Here is an 18,747-nt window from a genome sequence, read left to right as displayed (position 1 = left end):
GTTCTCGTGTTATGCGAACGAGTCCTTGGGTTTCATTTTAACCACTACGAAGATAATGAGTGATACTATTGAAAGCAACCGCTGCTTTTCTCAAAAAAAATAGCTTTGCACTCGGCCTATTGCTCGCCATCGTCGTCTCCGACCTGCTCATCTCCTGGTGGAACCCGATGGCGTCTTCACGCCGTTTTTACAAAAACGACTTTACCAAAACGCTCTACCACCATAGCTGGTCCCATACGGGTCCGGTTTTCTTCGGTAATTCGGCCGTTACGGGTGCTTATATCGAAGAGAAGTCTGACGCTCATTTGGTCGAGATGGGGCTTTCTTACGGGAAGCTGACTGATCTGAAGGGCATACTAAAGAACGACCTCTATCAGGTGAAAGAGGAGCTTGTTATTGGGATCGATGTGCATACCATGCTTGACGCCCTGGAAACAGATCCTACCTACCAGTGGTTCAAGCCATGGTACCAGCCTTATGTGTACACCTACCGCGATTACTTCCGAGATTCAGGTGGAGAATTTGCTCGCAATTTAACCAAAAGAAGTCTGGCCTACGAGCCGCGTTGGATTGATAAAGAATTATATCCAGGTCGCAAAGACGACGCTGCTCTGAAGACCAAGTGGGATGACTACAACAAACGCTTCGGCGCCATGACGTTGAAGGATTTCCAAGACAATCTGGATGCCTTACAGTGGGTTCTCCAGTATGCCGATGAGCATGAGCTAGCGCTGCGCGTGATTTGGATGCCGTGGAACAAAGGTTACGCCGATCCGCCCTATGTCGCTTCACTTAAGGACGCGGTTAACGCCCAGCTTAAAGCCAAGAACGTACCTACGCTCGATCTGATGCATACCTACGAGCCGCGTTACTTCCATGACCTCGTTCACCTGAACCGTGAAGATGGCGCGCCGCTATTTACGAAGGAGGTTGACACATGGTTAAATTCCTTAGGAAAACCGTCGAAATCCTCATCTACCTCGTGATGCTTTACTTGGTTTTCATTTATTTTACCGGCAAGGGATTATTCATTTACGAAAAGTTCTAAGATCTAGCAAGCGAGGAGTTCTTTAGCTATGTTTTATATGCACATGAACGCGATGGTCGCGATGAGTGGCATGATTGCCGTTCTGATGCTCACCCGCAAGTGGGCGGATAATAAGCGCATTTTGATGATCATATTCAGTTTGTGCTTTCTACTGCTGTTTAGTAAGAAGCTGGTTGTTTTCTATGCTGCTTTTACGATTATTAATTACTTCGGGTTTGTGTATCTGTGTCGGACGACACTCTGGCGGAAAGCTACTTTTATTGTCGGGATCGCCGCGAATATCGTGGGTGTCTTTCTCGGTGTTCGCTTTTTCGTTATGGGTATTTTCAGCAATCCCCTGTTCGATGCCATCATTTATTTAGGGCTCATTTACAACGTTCTCAAAGTGATTGATTCGTATTATTTCGCTTATTTCTTTGGAAAAGAAGGCGAAGTGCCGGCCATTGATTATGCCAACTATCTGTTGTTCATTCCGACCTTTACCTCAGGGCCGATTCTGAAATTCCGTGATTTCATGGCCGATAGCAAAAAGCCTTACACCGTAGATGCTAAGCTGTTTGAAGACAGCCTTAAGAGGATCATTCTCGGTTTATTTAAGAAGATAGTCGTCGTCACCTGGATGACTAAGGTGTTCGATCATGTATTACAACAAGAGCTTCACACGCACCAATCTATTTTCCTGTTAATTTGGTTCTACGCACTTATTTACTTCGATTTCTCTGGTTATTCCGATATGGCGATTGGTTTCGGGCGATTAATGGGGTATACGATGCCTGAGAACTTCAAAAAGCCTCTCTTCTCGCCTTCCATGACGCAGTTTTGGCGGAATTGGCATGCGACGCTGGGTGATTTTTTTCGAGACCATATCTTCATGTTCTTCTCGCGTAAAACCCCTTCCGTAGGGCTAACGGCAAGCCTCTCCATTCTGATCATGGTGCTCATGGGCTTATGGCATGGTTTCACTTGGTTATACTTCTTCTACGGGCTGTACCATGGCGTCATTATCGCAATCGAGAATATCTTTAAACTGACAACCGTGAATAAGAAAAAGGTGTCCAAAGCCTACTTCTACTTCCGCTGCTTCGTTACCCAGACACTAGTTACGTTCTCGGTCATTATTTACAGCTCTAATTACGATACGGTGCTTCGCATCTACAAAGGCTTGCTTCATTTTACTGGGTGATAGTGGTATAATTTGATCTGATTGTTTTACCAATTATGGAGGTGTAACCTAATGAAGTTAGGCGTGTTTATGGTTCTATTCGGTGGAAAACCTTTCGAGGAAGCGCTGGATTATATTGCAGCGAAAGGCTTGGACGCTGTTGAGATTGGAACTGGCGGCTATCCAGGTACCGCGCATTGCAACCCAAGTGAGCTCCTTGCTGATGCAGGGAAACTAAAAGCTTTTAAACAAGCTGTAGAGTCCCGCGGCTTGACGATTAGCGCACTAAGCGCACACGGTAACCCTCTGCACCCGCAAAAACACATCGCGAAAGAATTTCACGATGCTATTATACAAACAATTGAATTGGCTGAACGCTTAGAAGTACCTGTTGTTAACACGTTCTCCGGCTGCCCGGGTGACCATGAGGATGCGAAGTATCCGAACTGGCCGGTAGCTCCTTGGCCGAACGATTTCCAAGAAATTTTGGACTGGCAGTGGACGAACAAGGTCATTCCTTACTGGAAAGAAACAGGTAAATTCGCTGCTGATCGTAATATCAAAATCGGTCTAGAGCTTCACGGTGGATTCTCCGTACATACACCAGCTACCCTTCTTCGCCTTCGCGAAGCTGCAGGTGAAGCAATTGGTGCCAACCTGGATCCAAGTCACATGTGGTGGCAGGGTATTGATCCAGTACAGGCTGTACAAATCCTCGGACGTGCGAATGCAATTCACCATTTCCATGCGAAAGATACGTCGCATGATTACAATAACACGAACCGTTTCGGTGTAACCGACATGCAATCCTACGCGAACATGCTGGACCGTTCTTGGCAGTTCCGTTCCGTTGGCTACGGCCACGATATGAAGGTATGGGCCGACATCATCAGCGCATTGCGTCTGGTTGGTTATGACTATGTCGTTAGTATTGAACACGAAGACGGCTTGATGTCCGTTGACGAAGGCTTCTCCAAAGCCGTTCAAAACCTGCAACAAGTACTCATCAAGGAACCTCTTGGTGAAATGTGGTGGGTGTAAAATAAGACAAAAAAAGCCCACAGGCTGAAGATCTTACGATCTAACGTCCTGTGGGCTTTTCTTTGGTTGCTTGTATGTACTACCAGCCTTTGATCATGATAACATCCATGAAAAGGAATACGAGTAGAGATACGGTTCCAAAACCAAGCGCAAACAGATTTCTTCTAGGGTTGATCAATTGTCTAATAACTGCAATTGCAATAATGACTGTGAAGATCAACACATAGATATCAAAGCTTGTATACGTGCTCGTTGATGCTTCAGCTGCTTCTGCGAATAACATGGTGAAACCTCCTTTAGTAACTCGGTGCAAGGCACACGTCCTGCTATTTTAATTCTATGTTAGCTCGATTGGACACGAGATGCAAGTCCTTGCATCGATGTGTAACAAGTTTGTCACCTTTTGTTTGGTTCGGGCTCAATTTGGGACATATGGATCCCTATTTCTTAAATATCCCTTGTACGTATAAAATGTCCATCTGAACGATTATTTATAACTCTGATTCTACTCAGATTTTCTTCTAAGTGTGACGTTTATCCTGTTATTTATGAACGACAAAACCCGTACGGAGAGTACCGTACGGGCTTCAAGCAGTGGAACCCTATGTCATAGGATCTTACCCAGCTAACGCATCTCGGTGATCTTCGCCCTCCGGAAATTCAGTCAACTGGGCGTAGGCTAGCTCTTTTTCCTGCCATGCTAGAAATCGGAAAGGATCAATCCCCAAAGCAGATACAATTTCCTGAAGCTCTAACGTCGGTTTCATTAGTACTAGCCTCCACAACGTGAATTAGATTAGAACTGCTATATCTCTCAATCATCATGTCCATAATTAGGTCGAGGGAGATGTTCACTGTTACTTACTATTATTATAGGCCTAAACTCCTAGTTATTGATAGAGGGTTAAATTGTCGAAGCCTGTATCATTCAATTAAGTCTTAACAAAATCGTAGGCAATTTACATACCACGCCAAAGAAAAAGCTTGGAATTGGCAAATGAAGCGCCTCATTCCAAGCTTATTGTTCGTTGCTTCCTAGATAACGGAGCCTTCTAGGACATCCAATCGCTTTGCATAGTCCTCTGAACGCACGCGATCCCGCTCGAGGATCGGCTTCAAATACTGGCCGGTATACGACCCGGCCACCTTCACAACATCCTCTGGCGTACCTGCCGCCACGATCAAGCCCCCGCGGTTACCACCTTCGGGCCCTAGATCGATGAGGTGGTCCGCCGTCTTGATGACATCGAGGTTATGCTCGATGACCAGCACCGTTTCACCGCTCTCTACGAGGCGGTGAAGGACCTTCAGGAGACGATCGATATCATGGATGTGGAGCCCCGTCGTGGGCTCATCCAGGATGTAGATCGTCTTGCCTGTGCTGCGGCGGTACAGTTCCGCCGCGAGCTTCACACGCTGGGCTTCGCCGCCTGACAGCGTGGTTGCCGGCTGCCCGAGGGTCATGTAGCCCAGGCCGACATCGAGAAGCGTATTCAGCTTACGATGTATACGCGGCAAGTTCTTGAAGAACTCACAGCCATCTTCAATCGTCATTTCGAGCACTTCAGAAATACTCTTGCCCTTGTACTTCACTTCCATCGTTTCGCGGTTGTAGCGTTTGCCTTTGCAGATTTCGCAAGGCACGTAAACATCAGGCAGGAAGTGCATCTCAATCTTGATGATGCCATCGCCGCGACAAGCCTCACAGCGGCCGCCCTTCACGTTAAAGCTGAAGCGCCCCTTCTTATAGCCCCGTACCTTCGCTTCGTTCGTATTCGCATATACATCACGGATATCGTCGAATACGCCTGTGTATGTCGCTGGATTGGAGCGCGGTGTACGTCCGATTGGCGATTGATCAATGTCGATAACTTTATCTACATGCTCTAGTCCGATAATTTCTTTGTGCTCGCCTGGGCGAACTTTCGCACCGTTCAAATCACGGGATAGCGTTTTGAACAAAATTTCATTGATCAAGGTACTCTTGCCTGAACCGGATACGCCAGTCACACAAGTGAATACCCCTAAAGGCACTTTGGCTGATACGTTGCGCAAGTTATTCTCTTTGGCGCCTTTTACTTCGATCCATTTGCCATTTGGCTTGCGTCGAACCGCAGGAATCGGAATGAAACGCTTGCCGCTCAAATACTGACCTGTTAAGGAATTCTCATCCTTCATCAGCTCTGTTGGTGTACCTTGGGCAATAACCTGTCCGCCATGGATCCCAGCTCCAGGACCGATATCAATGATGTAATCGGCCGCCATCATCGTGTCTTCATCATGCTCAACAACGATGAGTGTGTTGCCAAGATCCCGCATATGCTCAAGTGTTTGAATTAGTCGCGTGTTATCCCGCTGATGTAGACCGATACTCGGCTCATCGAGGATGTACAGGACGCCCATGAGGCTCGAACCGATCTGCGTAGCCAATCGAATCCGCTGCGCCTCTCCACCTGACAAGGTGCCTGCCGCACGGTGCATCGTCAGATAATCAAGCCCGACGTTCACGAGGAACCCTAGGCGTGCTCTAATTTCCTTCAGGATCAAATTCGAAATCGTCAGCTCACGCTCGTTCAGATCCAGTCCTTTGAACCATTCTTCCGCTTCTCCGATGGAAAGGGAAGTTGCGTAAGAGATATTCTTACCATTGATCGTTACGGCAAGTGTCTCAGGCTTCAAGCGGTGTCCTTTACACTTCGGACAAGGCTTCGTGCTCATGTATGTCTGGATATGCTCGCGAATGCCCTCTGAGAAGGTATCCTTGAATCTGCGTTCCAAATTGCGAATGATCCCTTCGAAAGGAACCAACGCTTCCTTAGAAGCGCCCATATCGTTCTCATAGCGGAAGCGGATTTTCTCGCCGCCTGTTCCATACAGGATCACTTTCATTTGATCGTTGCTAATGTCTGATACTGGTACATTGCGCGGAATGCCATAGTGCTCACAAACGGCAGCAAGAAACTGCGGATAGTAGTTGGACGTACTGCCTGCCCACGCTTCAAATGCACCCTCTTCGATCGTTAACTTCATGTCAGGAACGAGAAGATCTGGGTCGACAATCATCTGACTGCCTAAACCATCACAATCCGGGCAAGCACCAAAAGGGCTATTGAAAGAAAACATTCTCGGCGCAAGCTCTTCCACGCTGAATCCGCACTCTGGACATGCGAGGTTCTGGCTGAACAGCAGTTCTTCTTTCTCCATAATATCCACGATAACACGGCCATTCGCTAATTTCAGCGCTGTTTCAAGGGAGTCGGCCAGACGTGTTTGTACATCATCCTTGACCACAATGCGGTCGACGACCACGTCAATCGTGTGCTTCTTATTTTTGTCGAGCTCAATTTTCTCTGAAAGGTCTATGGTTTCCCCGTTAACACGTACCCGCACAAAACCTTGCTTCTGAACATCCACAAACAGCTTGGTATGCTCACCTTTACGTCCCGAAATAAGCGGAGCTAGGATTTGAATCTTCGTACGCTCTGGATACTCCATAATCCTGTCTACCATTTGTTCCACGGTTTGCGCAGTAATCTCGATACCATGGGTAGGACAGTGCGGCCGCCCGATACGAGCATACAACAGCCTTAAATAGTCGTAAATCTCCGTTACGGTTCCAACCGTGGAACGTGGATTACGGCTTGTGGTCTTCTGGTCGATTGAGATGGCTGGTGATAAGCCTTCAATTGAATCGACATCCGGTTTATCCATATTCCCAAGAAATTGACGCGCATAGGCAGAAAGCGACTCCACGTAGCGGCGCTGCCCTTCCGCATAAATCGTATCAAAGGCCAGTGATGATTTCCCCGATCCACTCAAGCCCGTAAGAACAACGAACTTATCACGCGGGATGGTGACATCAATATTTTTAAGATTGTGAGCTCTAGCTCCTTTAATAACGATCTGATCTCTAGACACAGTACCCTTCCTCTCCTATGTGAAGCTGAACCCTTATCTAAGCATCAGCTTTCATTTCCATAATGGCGTCACGCAGCTGTGCAGCACGTTCGAACTGCAGATTCTTCGCCGCCTCTTTCATCTCAACTTCTAAGCGCTCAATGAGGGATGCTCGATCTTTCTTGGACATCTTAGCACCCTTCACATCAGCCAGATAGTCTGACTTCTGTTCGGCAACCTTGGTTGCTTCAATCACATCGCGGATTTTCTTCGCAATCGTCTGCGGCGTGATGCCCAGTCTCTCATTATTAGCTTCCTGCAAGGCTCGACGACGATTGGTCTCCGATATCGCTTTCTCCATGGAATCGGTGATCTTATCCCCGTACATGATGACGCGACCATCCGAGTTCCGCGCCGCACGGCCGATCGTTTGAATCAACGAACGCTCGGAACGCAGGAAACCTTCCTTATCCGCATCCAAAATAGCGACAAGTGATACCTCTGGCAAATCGAGACCTTCTCTGAGAAGGTTGATCCCGATTAGCACATGGAAAGTTCCTAAACGTAAGTCTCGTAGAATCTGCATACGCTCAAAGGTTTTAATATCCGAATGCAAATAACGCACCTTAATACCGATTTCCTTGAAGTAATCCGTCAGATCCTCCGACATCTTCTTCGTCAAAGTGGTCACAAGCACACGCTCGTCTTTGCGAACTCGGTCTTGAATTTCCGCAATCAAATCGTCTATTTGACCTTTGGTTGGTCGAACCTCAATAATCGGATCCAACAGTCCCGTTGGTCGAATAATTTGTTGAATCATGGTCGGACAATGTTCTAGCTCATATGGTCCTGGCGTTGCTGATATATATAAAATCTGACTGACCTTCTCCTCGAATTCCTCAAAACGCAGTGGACGATTATCCAAAGCGGAAGGCAGCCTGAAGCCGTGGTCGACCAGTACATCTTTCCGTGCTTTATCCCCATTAAACATCGCGCGAATTTGCGGCAACGTAACATGAGACTCATCTACCATGAACAACATATCATCTGGGAAATAATCTATCAGCGTATAAGGTGTCGCCCCTCGCTCACGGAATGTCAGTGGCCCTGAGTAATTCTCAATACCTGAGCAGAAGCCCATCTCTTCCATCATTTCCATGTCGTAGCGCGTACGCTGTTCCAATCGCTGTGCTTCCAGCAGCTTTCCTTGTTCTCTTAATTCAGTTAAACGTTCCTCGAGCTCTCGGCCAATGTTCACGAGCGCACGTTTCATTGTATCCTCGTGCGTCACGAAGTGAGATGCCGGGAAAATCGCGATATGATCGCGCTGGCCAATAATTTCGCCTGTCAGAACGTTGATTTCGGTAATACGCTCAATCTCATCACCAAACAGCTCAACACGAACTGCGTGCTCACTGTGAGAAGCTGGGAAAATCTCCACAACATCCCCACGTACACGGAACGTACCGCGAACGAAGTTCAGATCATTGCGTTGATATTGAATATCAACCAGTCGATGCAAGATTTCAGTCCGCGATTTCTCCATCCCTACTCGTAACGATAATAGTAAATTACCGTATTCCATTGGTGACCCCAAGCCGTAAATACACGACACGCTGGCAACAACAATAACGTCGCGGCGTTCGAATAGGGAACTTGTCGCTGAGTGACGAAGTTTATCGATTTCTTCATTGATGCTGGAATCTTTCTCGATGTAAGTGTCGGAGGAGGCAATGTAGGCTTCTGGTTGGTAGTAATCATAGTAACTAACGAAGTAGGATACCGCATTATGAGGAAAAAACTCTTTAAATTCGCTGCACAACTGTGCGGCTAAGGTTTTATTGTGGGCAATAATCAAGGTTGGTCGGTTAAGTTTCGCTATCACTTGTGCAGCTGTGAACGTTTTCCCTGTTCCTGTTGCACCGAGCAGCGTTTGATGCTTGTTGCCGGCTTGTATGCTCTGGACGATCTCCTCAATAGCTTGAGGCTGGTCCCCCTGCGGAAGAAAATCTGATACGAGCTCAAATTTCTTAGAGCTCATGACGAGTTCACTCATCCATTATCACCCTCATTGTCGAAATAAATCGAACTTTTATCCTATAAACTTTCCCATTCGACATTCCGATATAGAAGTCTATGGAACTTTTTCGTACATATATGAAGGATTGCAATAACTATCCAACATAAGAATGTTTGTTCTCGTTTTTCCATTATACTATTTTTAAATCATGGATGCAAACAGCTTTATCTGTTAGACCCTTACACAAGACGGCTTTCGCGTGTTTTGGAACCTATTCTTTTTATGCTAATTAGGAGTGGTACAGTCATGGATTTGACAACAGTATTAGGATTACTATTAGGTCTTGTAGGTTTAATCGGCGGGTATATGTGGGACGGCGGTCATATCAACTCTTTGATCATCCCCAGCGCAATGCTCATCGTGTTCGGCGGAACCTTCGGTGCAGTCGCAGTCAGCTTCCCTGGTTCTATTTTAGCCAAAATCCCCCAAGCACTCGGCATTGCATTCAAACAAGTCAAAAGAGATCCTGCAACTACGATTAACGAGATTGTTGATATGGCCTCGATCGCTCGCAGAGAAGGTGTACTTGCCCTAGAGCAACGCGCTCAGGAGCACGAGAACCCGTTCCTGAAGGACGGACTGCTTATGGTGGTAGACGGAACAGATCCGGAGCTAACTAGACAAATTCTAGAACTCGAAATGGATGCCATAGAACATCAAGTTAATAATATGTCAAAAGTATTCGAAGCCGGAGGCGGATATGCGCCAACGATGGGAATTATCGGTACGGTCATGGGACTTATTCACGTTCTCGGTAATCTAGAGGAGCCTTCCTCTCTCGGTCCTGCCATTGCCGTTGCTTTCACAGCTACTCTCTATGGTGTTATGAGCGCCAACTTGGTTTATTTGCCAATCGCAAACAAAATCAAAGTCCGTGGTAAAGAAATGGTCAATGAAATGGAATTGATGCTAGAAGGCATCCTTGCCCTGCAAGCTGGTGAAAACCCGCAATTAATTAAGAAAAAACTGAACTCCTTCCTCCATGATAAATCGAAAAAAGCCGCAGAGGAGGATGACTTGAATGGCGAGGCGCGGTAAGAAGCACGAAGAGCATGTTAATCATGAAAGATGGCTTATTACTTACGCTGACTTAATTACGCTGCTGCTCGTATTTTTCATTATTATGTATGCGATGAGTAAAGTGGATGTTCAAAAGTATGCCGTTTTGGCGCAAGCCTTAAACCTCCAATTCCAAAAAGCTGACTCCGTTTTGGATAAAAACCATGGTATCAGCGGCTCGATGACTCCAAAACAAGGTGACGCTGACAGCAAGGACAAGGATTTCACGAATCGGAATCAGGGCGAGCAGAAAGAAGAGCATGACAAGACGAAGACAGAAGACAGTGAGAAAGAAAAGCGTGAGAAAGAGCTTCAAGATCTTCTGAAGAAAGTACAAGCCTATATTAAAGATCAAAATTTAGAGGCGCAAGTATCCGCCAGCGATACGGAACGCGGTGTGGCGATTACGCTCAATGACTTATTCCTGTTCGATTTGGGAAAAGCCGATCTTAAGGCGCCATCCTTTCCGATTCTGCAAAAGCTGGCTTCGCTCTTCCCTACTTTAAAGAGTAAGGTTAGCATCGAAGGACATACGGACGATTTACCCCTTGCTCCAGGGTCTCCGTATAAGGATAACTGGGGACTATCGTTTGCCCGTTCCCTTTCTGTCCTTCGCTATTTCAGCGATACAGCGAATCTCGACGATAACAAATTCATTGCCACCGCTTATGCGGACACCATGCCCCAAGTGGCCAACTCGAGCGATGCGAATCGCAGTAAAAATCGCCGTGTTGAAATCATTGTGTTGCGGAACGATATCGCTCCGACAACACCTGCACAATAAGCAGTCATTTACAAACATGTAAAAGCCCTATTTCCACTGCATAGTGGAGATAGGGCTTTTTATCGTGATTTACATGGACTTCGTCGAATTATTGGGCAATAAGCCTGTCAGTTTGCTTCGCAAATAGCTAAACAGATGCATCGGACGCTGCTCTAAGAAGTACAGTACATCCTGATCCGGAGCCAAAATAATGCCTAATTGATGATGATCACCGGCGAAAATACCTCGCTTCAGGAACCGCACCTCACCCTGATCATTCAAGACTTCCAGACGACAGAAGGCGGAGTTGATCCCCATGGCCGCGTGCAAATCTGTCTTCGTCTTGATTTTGTACCCATTGACCTTGTGGATGATTTCACCGATGCCAATACCTAGCCCCTCGGCAGGACTGTTCGGAACTACAGAGAGCACCATAAGACCGCGCTCGGAGTGGATGTAGAAGGGCGTCCGCTTCGCTTCTACCCATTGGTTGTAGAACAGCAACCCTTCATGCAAGATAATGCTTAGAATCGCGCCTAGCAGCACTAGCGGCGTCCAGTAGTGAGCAGCAACAGCCGCAACTAGCAGGATGAGTCCGTACAAGTAGAGCAAATTCGCGCTAAAACGCGCCTGTCTTCTCGGCAGCTTCGAAATCGTCAGCTCCGTGAAGCCGATCATCGCTGGGAACGCGAGCATCGTCCAGCCTGCGCTCAGGTTAGAGGCAAACAAGGTTTGCCACGGCAAGCTCAGTTCACTCCCGCCAGCCATCGGCACTAGGAGTAACAGCGGGACTGGCCAGAAGCCTTGCAGCTGCTGCCCGCCAATCATTTGCCCGCGCTTCCCTTCAAGAAACAGCGGCGTTGCCATTCTAGCTCCTTGTAAACTAACGAGCACACCTTCTAAGAGATGCAGCACACCTACTATCACTAATAGGGAGGGGATATCCGCACTCGCAATGGTTTCCAGAAACGTATACGACTCGCGTAGACTTTCCGCATTAGGAAACCAAGAGAAGATCACTTGTGCGATCCCCAGAATCCCTACGGCATAAGCTAAGCAGAGGAATCGGATGCGAAGTATCATCAGTATGATTGTCACGATCCACAACACGACCACAACATTTAGTTGTATATTTACACCTACGAACAGAAGTACTACTGAGGCTCCCATCCCGCCTAACCAGCCCCAAAGCACAACGCGCCACGTTTCGTTCAATAAGGAATGAAGACGCGTGTGAAACAGCTTCCGTTCCAGTTGAATTTGCTTTCTGTAATGTAACACAATAAATACAATGCCTATATAGTAGAAAGGATTCGCAAACAACTGCCCCACAGCCAGCAGCATTCTGTCCAATAATTGAAACCACACATCCATACGAATCTAGGCTCCTCGGTTAAAAGAAATAGGAAGGCCGCCTAAGCAACCTTCCTACATTATTTCGACTGTTATTGCTTATTTCCTGCTGCTATGAACAATTTCCATTAACTAACGGTCCTTATTTCCCGAGCTGCTTATGAATTTGAAAAACGGCCGCTTTCAATTGCGAGTCGTTTTTCGGATCACGGATTTGCGCTAAAATCGCTTTTTCGATTTTGGCCGCTGTATCCGCATCTACCTCGCCAGTCACTGGCAAGTCATTCGTCCGCTGGAACGCTTTGACGGCCAGCACTGTTTTGTCGCTGTAATAGCCATCTGTCCGCTCTGGATTGAAACCAAGGCCAGCAAGCATCAACTGCAAATTCTTCACGTCATCGCTGTTGTTGTCTTGCTTGAGCACATCTTTCTTCGTAAGCGGCGCTGCCTTGAAATAGGCTGGTTGCTCTATCGCGATATCTGGCGTAATCCCTTTTTTGTGAATCCAGTTGCCATTTGGCGTCAGCCATTTGTACACCGTCATCTTAATATTGCTGCCGTCGCCCATTTCCTTCTCAAACGTCACTTGAACTGTCCCTTTGCCGTAAGACGTTTCCCCAACAATTTTACTGCCTACCGCTTCTTGGAATGCACCTGCTAAGATCTCCGATGCGCTCGCGCTTCCTTTATTGATCAACACGGTGACAGGATAATTCTTGCCTTTCCCTGTGGAAGGCGTTGGCTCTCGCTTACCGTCTCGATTCTCCACTTGAAGGATGGATGCTCCACTCTTCACGAATGGATTCACGATATCTACAACAACGTTCAGTAGACCGCCTGGATCATTCCGAACATCGATGACAAGCCCCTTCATCCCTTTGGCCTCAAGGTTTTTCAGTTCCTCCGCAAAACGAACCGCCGTGTTCGAGGAGAACTGACGAATCTCGATTTTGCCAATCTGATCCTGCATCATTTCACCGTAGACGGTTTCAACATCAATATTGTCTCTCACCACGATGACTTGCACCGGATCTCCTGTCCCTTGGCGCAATAAATCCAACTTGGCTTGCGTCCCCTTCGGACCGCGGATTTTCATGACCGCTTGATTCAAAGTAAGCCCGTCCAATTTATCGCCGTTAACAGCGAGCACCACGTCTTTGGATTGAATGCCTGCTTTCTCTGCAGGTGAGCCCTTAATCGGGGAAACGATAACGAATTTACCTTCCTCGAGCGACACCTCAGCCCCAATACCTTGGAAAGAGGAGGTAATACTCTCATCGAACTGCTTCGCTTCCTTCTGATCCATATAAACGGAGAACGGATCTTCTAGTGATTCCAACATCCCATTAATAGCGCCATTCACCAGTTGATCATGATCAGGCTGTTTCAAATACTTACTTTCGATCAGTTGAAACGTCGTTGCGATTTTGTTTAAATCCTTGCTCGAGAGACCAGACGAAGCGGATACCGAAGTTGCTGTCCCACCCGTGGTTTGCTCTTTTTGTCCCCAAGTGAAGGATGGATCTACAATCGTTAAAGTAACAATGCTGCTTGCAAACATAGCTAACAAAACAAATACGATGACCGTACGACCTTTGAATTGCAAAGCGAGATTCACCACCTTTTTCCTAAAACCGAATTTGAGTTGGCCTGTTATAGTATATGACAAGCCCCTCCATATTTATTACCAAGTTGTCCTATCTTAGGTACGGTTTTGGATCTCTTGGCACTTCATTCAATCTCACTTCAAAATGCAAGTGATTCCCCGTGGACTGCCCCGTGGAGCCGACACCAGCAATTTTCTGACCGCGCTTCACGACATCCCCGACTTTAACATAAATCCCTTCGTTCATGATATGTCCGTATAACGTCCAGAGCCCATTTCCATGGTCCACAATAACACAGTTCCCGTAGCCGTTCATCCAAGACGCATAAATGACAGAGCCGTTCTCAGCTGCTAAGATTGGCGTACCTTTCGCTGTCCCTAAGTCGATACCTTTATGGTTCTCTGCTCTGCCTGTAACAGGATTAATTCGAGCAATAAAATCAGAGGTAATTGGTGCTTGCGATGCCAGTGGATAACCGAGCTTACCGCCCGAATAGGTAAAAGGAGACTTCGCATTTGCTGCAGCCCGCTTCTTCGCTTGCAAATCCGCCTCTTGCTTCGCCAATTGCGTAATCATCTTATCGCTTTCTTCCGAGATTTCCTCAAGCTCTCTTTCTTTCTTGGAAAGGGAGGCAATTTTCACTTCCTTCGCCTTTTCCTTCGCTTGCAGATCTTCTCGCAACGCATCCGCTTCCGCGTAAAGCCCCTTCACGTTCTCCAGCTGCTTCTCGTTGTCTGCCTTCTTCTGCATGACGGTCTCTTTATCTTTCATATTGGACTCTAGTATTTCTTTATCTTGATTGACAATAGCTTTCAAAGCTTCAACCCGATTCAAGAAATCAGAAAAGCTCGTTGCGCTCAGCACCACGTCCATATACGAAACGAAACCATTCATATACATCAAGCGCACGCGGGATTTCAACATATTATCGCGGCTTTCTACGCGTGCCTCGGCTTCATCCAGTTGCTTAGCATTCGCTTCGAGAGCACTCGACACTTGGTCAATTTGTTCATTCAGCTGTGTCAGCTTTTTGCTGGCTTCATTGACTTGATTAACGAGGGCATTCATGTCCTTCGTCGTCTGTTCCTTCTCTGACTGGACCATTGTGATTTGATTCTGGGCGTTATTGGCTTTCTGCTGCGCTTCCGCCTTCTGCTTCTTAAGCTGCGTCAACTGCTGGTCAATCTTATCCGTTGCCGAAGCGGCATAGCTAGCTGCATGAGGGATGGTAAGCGATAAAGCCATTCCTAATGTCAACACGATAGGTAGAATTTTCTTCTTCAAGCACGTAGCCTCCCCATTTTCAAGCGTTATATGCTGCATGTATGGTTTGAATCTATTACGTTCTATGTCTAGGAATCTATGAATCTATGAAAATGAGAAAACCGAAAGAAAAGATGAAAAAGGAGGCAGAGGAACACTCTGCCCCAGTTTCATTCAAAATTGCCGCTATACGCGAAGGAACTTGCGGACGGAAATGAGGGAACCCCATACTCCGATCACAATACCCAAGCCGATCAACAAAACAGTCATCGTTGGCGCAATATTTTCGAAAGGTGTTAATTTAATCATCAATAAATTCAAATTCAATGAGCTTAAGTTGAGCAACTTCCAATATCCAGCAAGAATGAATGCTGTTGGGACTGCAGATCCAATAAAACCAAGCAGCGCACCCTCTATGAAAAACGGCCAACGAATAAAGGAGTTCGTCGCACCCACGAGCTTCATAATTGAAATTTCCCGTTTTCTAGCCAAAATCGTTATTTTGATCGTATTTGCAATCAGGAATACCGCTGTAAAGGAAAGCAACACAACGATGCCAATCCCGATCCAACGTGCAATCTTCGTTACTTTAAACAGCGCTTCTACTGTTCCTTTGCCGTAATTCACTTTGTAGATAGGCTTAGGATCCTTGCCGATATTTAGCGCAGAGATTTGGTCGGCAACACTTGCCACATTTCGCGGGTCGTCTACTTCGATCGTGAACGCATCGTTCAACGGATTGTTATCTCCCTCAAAGCCATCTAAGAGCGCTTTCCCACTATCACCAAGCTTTTCCCGCAAATAAACTAGTCCCTCCGCCTTCGAAACGAATTTAATCGTTTTCACCTCTGGGATCGCCTGAATTTGCGTTTCGAGCGTCGTGATTTGGTCTTGGGCTGTGTTAACCTCCAGATAGACGTTGATCTCGACCTGTTGCTCAATTTGGGTAGCTACATCATTCACATTTAAAGTTATAAGAACGAAAACACCAAGAATAAAGAGAGAAATCGCAATGGAGCTTATCGACGCGAACGTCATCCAACCATTCCGTACGACATTTTTCGTACCCTCTCGCAGATGCCGAGAAACTGTACTAATCTTCATAGCCATATTCCCCCCGTAATTGATCCCGAGCAATAAGGCCATTCTCAATCGCAATCACGCGCTTACGCATCGTATTAACGATCTCTTTGTTATGCGTAGCCATGACAATCGTGGTTCCGCGGAAATTAATTTCCTCCATCAATTTCATAATGCCCCATGACGTTTCAGGGTCCAAATTTCCTGTCGGTTCATCGGCGATAATGACGGAAGGGCTGTTTATTATTGCCCGGGCAATAGCAACACGCTGTTGTTCACCGCCTGATAACTGCGATGGGAGTGAGTTTGCCTTGTCCTTTAGCTTAACAAGCTCAAGAACTTCCATGGTGCGTTTCTTGATTTGCTTCTTAGGAGCTTCAATAACTTCCATGGCGAAAGCTATATTTTCAAAAATAGATAATTTCGGAAGTAAACGATAGTCTTGGAAAATAACGCCGATATTTCGACGTACATAGGGAATTTTGCGTTGTTTAAGCTTTTCTAAATTGAAACCATTTACGAAAATTTGACCTTTCGTTGGTCTTTCTTCTCTATACATCAACTTCATGAAAGTAGATTTACCTGCGCCTGAAGGTCCAACCACATAGACAAACTCATTGCGGTCCACTTTTACATTAATTCCTCTTAATGCATGAGTCCCGTTGGCGTATGTTTTCCATACGTCCTGCATTTCGATCACAATATCACATCCTAATTATATAGATAGCCTATATCCATTCGACACAAAAGGTGAAAATCCTTCTAAATCCTCTTTTAAATTCATGGGGAATACCGTCATTATACCATGGTTTGTACATATTTTAGCCGAATCAGGATTATGTACTAAATTGGCATAAAGATCGATACATATAGAGAGACAGGCCGTATCACATTCGTATGTAAAGGAGTGGCTCTTCATGACACGCTCATTCAGAAATCCCATCCTCTATTCCTCTATCGCTCTTGGGTTGTTAGTTACGTGCGGCATTGCACTTTATATATACGGAGCTCAATCTACCTTTCCCGCAAATGTCACGATTGCTGGCTGGCGTGTAGGCGGAATGTCCTATGCAGCTTTTCAATCCGAATCTGAGCAGCGCTTGAAGCGATTGTCCTCTTTTCCCGTTCTTCTACATACATCCTATCCGGAAATTCCCGCCAAAGAACTGTCCCTTGGACAACTTGGCATTCGTTATGACAAGAGCCTTCTCACCCAATCATTCCAGCAATTAACTAGCAACTCACCATTCGAGCGTATTAAAGCGCGCTGGACTCTGCGAAATGCGAGTATTCCGCTGAATGTCTCGGTAGATTCCTCCAAACTAACGGCCACCGTCAAGGATGCTTGGAAAGAGCTCTATACCAAACAGCCTGTCGCCGCCAAGCGTCTCCTCAAATCGCAAGATCAAGTTGCTTACGAACCCGAGCGAAATGTGCTAAGAATTGATACCGCGCACTTGCAAGAACAGCTGCAAAGCATCGCTCCTTCCCTAGGCACTTTAACGCATACCGCGCCGATTGGGCTATCTTTGCCTGTGTACGAACTGAGCCCTACCGTCACGCTGGCAACCTTGAAGCAGCAAGGCATCGATGGCAAAATATCTGAGTTTACGACCGTGTTCCCCCTTTCAGGTGAAGGGCGGGTTCACAATATTCGGGTAACCGCAACATCCATTCAAGATTACTTAATGGCACCAGGCGATACTTTTGATTACAGCAAAATCATTAAACAGACAGAAGCCAAATTCGGCTACAAGGAAGCACCCGTTATCCTCAATGGGAACCTCGTCCCAGGGATCGGCGGCGGTATCTGCCAAGTATCCTCGACGCTCTACAACGCCGTCTTACGCAGCGGTCTTGAAATCGTGGAGCGGCGAAATCATTCACTCCCTGTAAGCTACGTTCCTCTTGGGCAGGATGCCACATTTGCAAGCGGCTATATTAATTTCAAATTTCGTAATAATACGAACAGCTACGTGTGGATCCGAACCATAACAACGGATACAGCTGTAACAGTAAAGCTTTTTGGTCACCAAACGCCTGCCACCACCTATGACATCGACTCCAAAATTATTGAAACCATTCAGCCTCCGATTAAATATGTGAACAATCCGAGCTTGAGTCCAGGCTTAGAACGCCCAATCAGCACAGGAAAGGTCGGTTACAAGGTTGAGACCTATCGGACCAAACGAGAAAACGGCATCATCGTCAGCAAAGAGTTAATCTCCAAGGATCAGTATTCACCTGTGCCTACGGTCATCGCGGCTAACCGCAAAGACATCCAATCAGATGAGCCTTCGCCAAAGCAGCCGATGGTGGAAGATGGCGTGAGTACACTCGCTAACCAATGATAAACAATAAATGTGATGAAATCATGAAGGTCATGTGACTGTA

The 18,747-nt window shown here is 46.6% G+C and carries 15 protein-coding genes; 6 read left to right on the top strand and 9 right to left on the bottom strand.

Annotation, left to right across the window (positions count from 1 at the left end):
• The first annotated feature begins 68 nt into the window (after positions 1-68).
• From AC58QC_RS22810 to AC58QC_RS22800, 3 genes are all read left to right on the top strand, one after another.
• Entirely contained in the window at positions 69-986 is a 918-nt protein-coding gene (locus AC58QC_RS22810; RefSeq protein WP_497417347.1) for a hypothetical protein, read from the top strand.
• Positions 987-1,076: 90 nt separating this feature from the next.
• On the top strand, positions 1,077-2,231 hold the full coding sequence (locus tag AC58QC_RS22805; protein ID WP_497417346.1) for an MBOAT family O-acyltransferase: 1,155 nt from the start codon (positions 1,077-1,079) through the stop codon (positions 2,229-2,231).
• 51 nt (positions 2,232-2,282) lie between these two features.
• Positions 2,283-3,251 (top strand): sugar phosphate isomerase/epimerase family protein, encoded by a 969-nt coding sequence (locus AC58QC_RS22800; protein WP_497417345.1) that lies wholly within the window; start codon positions 2,283-2,285, stop codon positions 3,249-3,251.
• Between the two features lie 79 nt (positions 3,252-3,330).
• On the opposite strand, the gene AC58QC_RS22795 is transcribed toward AC58QC_RS22800, so the two are convergent.
• The 4 genes from AC58QC_RS22795 to uvrB form a co-directional block, all read right to left on the bottom strand.
• Positions 3,331-3,534, bottom strand: coding sequence for a hypothetical protein (locus AC58QC_RS22795; protein ID WP_497270836.1), 204 nt, complete (start codon positions 3,532-3,534; stop codon positions 3,331-3,333).
• A gap of 334 nt (positions 3,535-3,868) precedes the next feature.
• Complete coding sequence (locus tag AC58QC_RS22790) at positions 3,869-4,018, bottom strand: hypothetical protein (protein ID WP_497417344.1); 150 nt, start codon at positions 4,016-4,018, stop codon at positions 3,869-3,871.
• A 268-nt stretch (positions 4,019-4,286) separates the two neighbouring features.
• Positions 4,287-7,169 (bottom strand): excinuclease ABC subunit UvrA, encoded by a 2,883-nt coding sequence (gene uvrA / locus AC58QC_RS22785; protein ID WP_497417343.1) that lies wholly within the window; start codon positions 7,167-7,169, stop codon positions 4,287-4,289.
• 37 nt (positions 7,170-7,206) lie between these two features.
• Entirely contained in the window at positions 7,207-9,204 is a 1,998-nt protein-coding gene (uvrB, locus tag AC58QC_RS22780; protein WP_497417342.1) for an excinuclease ABC subunit UvrB, read from the bottom strand.
• Positions 9,205-9,474: 270 nt separating this feature from the next.
• On the opposite strand from uvrB, the gene AC58QC_RS22775 reads away from it, so the two are divergent.
• Positions 9,475-10,266, top strand: coding sequence for a flagellar motor protein (locus AC58QC_RS22775; RefSeq protein WP_497417341.1), 792 nt, complete (start codon positions 9,475-9,477; stop codon positions 10,264-10,266).
• Positions 10,250-11,071, top strand: coding sequence for a flagellar motor protein MotB (locus tag AC58QC_RS22770; RefSeq protein ID WP_497417340.1), 822 nt, complete (start codon positions 10,250-10,252; stop codon positions 11,069-11,071). Before AC58QC_RS22775 ends, AC58QC_RS22770 begins: the two co-directional genes overlap by 17 nt.
• A gap of 69 nt (positions 11,072-11,140) precedes the next feature.
• Here the strand turns inward: AC58QC_RS22770 and AC58QC_RS22765 are convergent, their stop codons facing one another.
• The 5 genes from AC58QC_RS22765 to ftsE all read right to left on the bottom strand — a co-directional run bounded on the left by AC58QC_RS22765 (position 11,141) and on the right by ftsE (position 17,053).
• Entirely contained in the window at positions 11,141-12,424 is a 1,284-nt protein-coding gene (locus AC58QC_RS22765; protein WP_497417339.1) for a serine protease, read from the bottom strand.
• Between the two features lie 121 nt (positions 12,425-12,545).
• A complete protein-coding gene (locus AC58QC_RS22760; RefSeq protein ID WP_497417338.1) occupies positions 12,546-14,009 on the bottom strand; it encodes a S41 family peptidase in 1,464 nt (487 codons plus the stop codon).
• A 91-nt stretch (positions 14,010-14,100) separates the two neighbouring features.
• Entirely contained in the window at positions 14,101-15,294 is a 1,194-nt protein-coding gene (locus tag AC58QC_RS22755; protein WP_497417337.1) for a murein hydrolase activator EnvC family protein, read from the bottom strand.
• Between the two features lie 165 nt (positions 15,295-15,459).
• Positions 15,460-16,377 carry a permease-like cell division protein FtsX gene (ftsX, locus tag AC58QC_RS22750; RefSeq protein WP_497417336.1) on the bottom strand — a complete coding sequence of 306 codons (918 nt, stop codon included), beginning with the start codon at positions 16,375-16,377 and terminating at the stop codon, positions 15,460-15,462.
• Positions 16,367-17,053 carry a cell division ATP-binding protein FtsE gene (gene ftsE, locus AC58QC_RS22745; protein ID WP_310501025.1) on the bottom strand — a complete coding sequence of 229 codons (687 nt, stop codon included), beginning with the start codon at positions 17,051-17,053 and terminating at the stop codon, positions 16,367-16,369. The genes ftsX and ftsE overlap by 11 nt, the downstream gene beginning before the upstream one ends.
• 217 nt (positions 17,054-17,270) lie before the next feature.
• Between ftsE and AC58QC_RS22740 the strand changes: the two genes are divergently transcribed.
• Positions 17,271-18,704 carry a VanW family protein gene (locus AC58QC_RS22740; RefSeq protein WP_497417335.1) on the top strand — a complete coding sequence of 478 codons (1,434 nt, stop codon included), beginning with the start codon at positions 17,271-17,273 and terminating at the stop codon, positions 18,702-18,704.
• Positions 18,705-18,747 lie beyond the last annotated feature (43 nt).

The organism is Paenibacillus sp. J22P51 (genome assembly GCF_059692215.1).
This window is presented reverse-complemented; position numbering and strand designations above follow the sequence as displayed.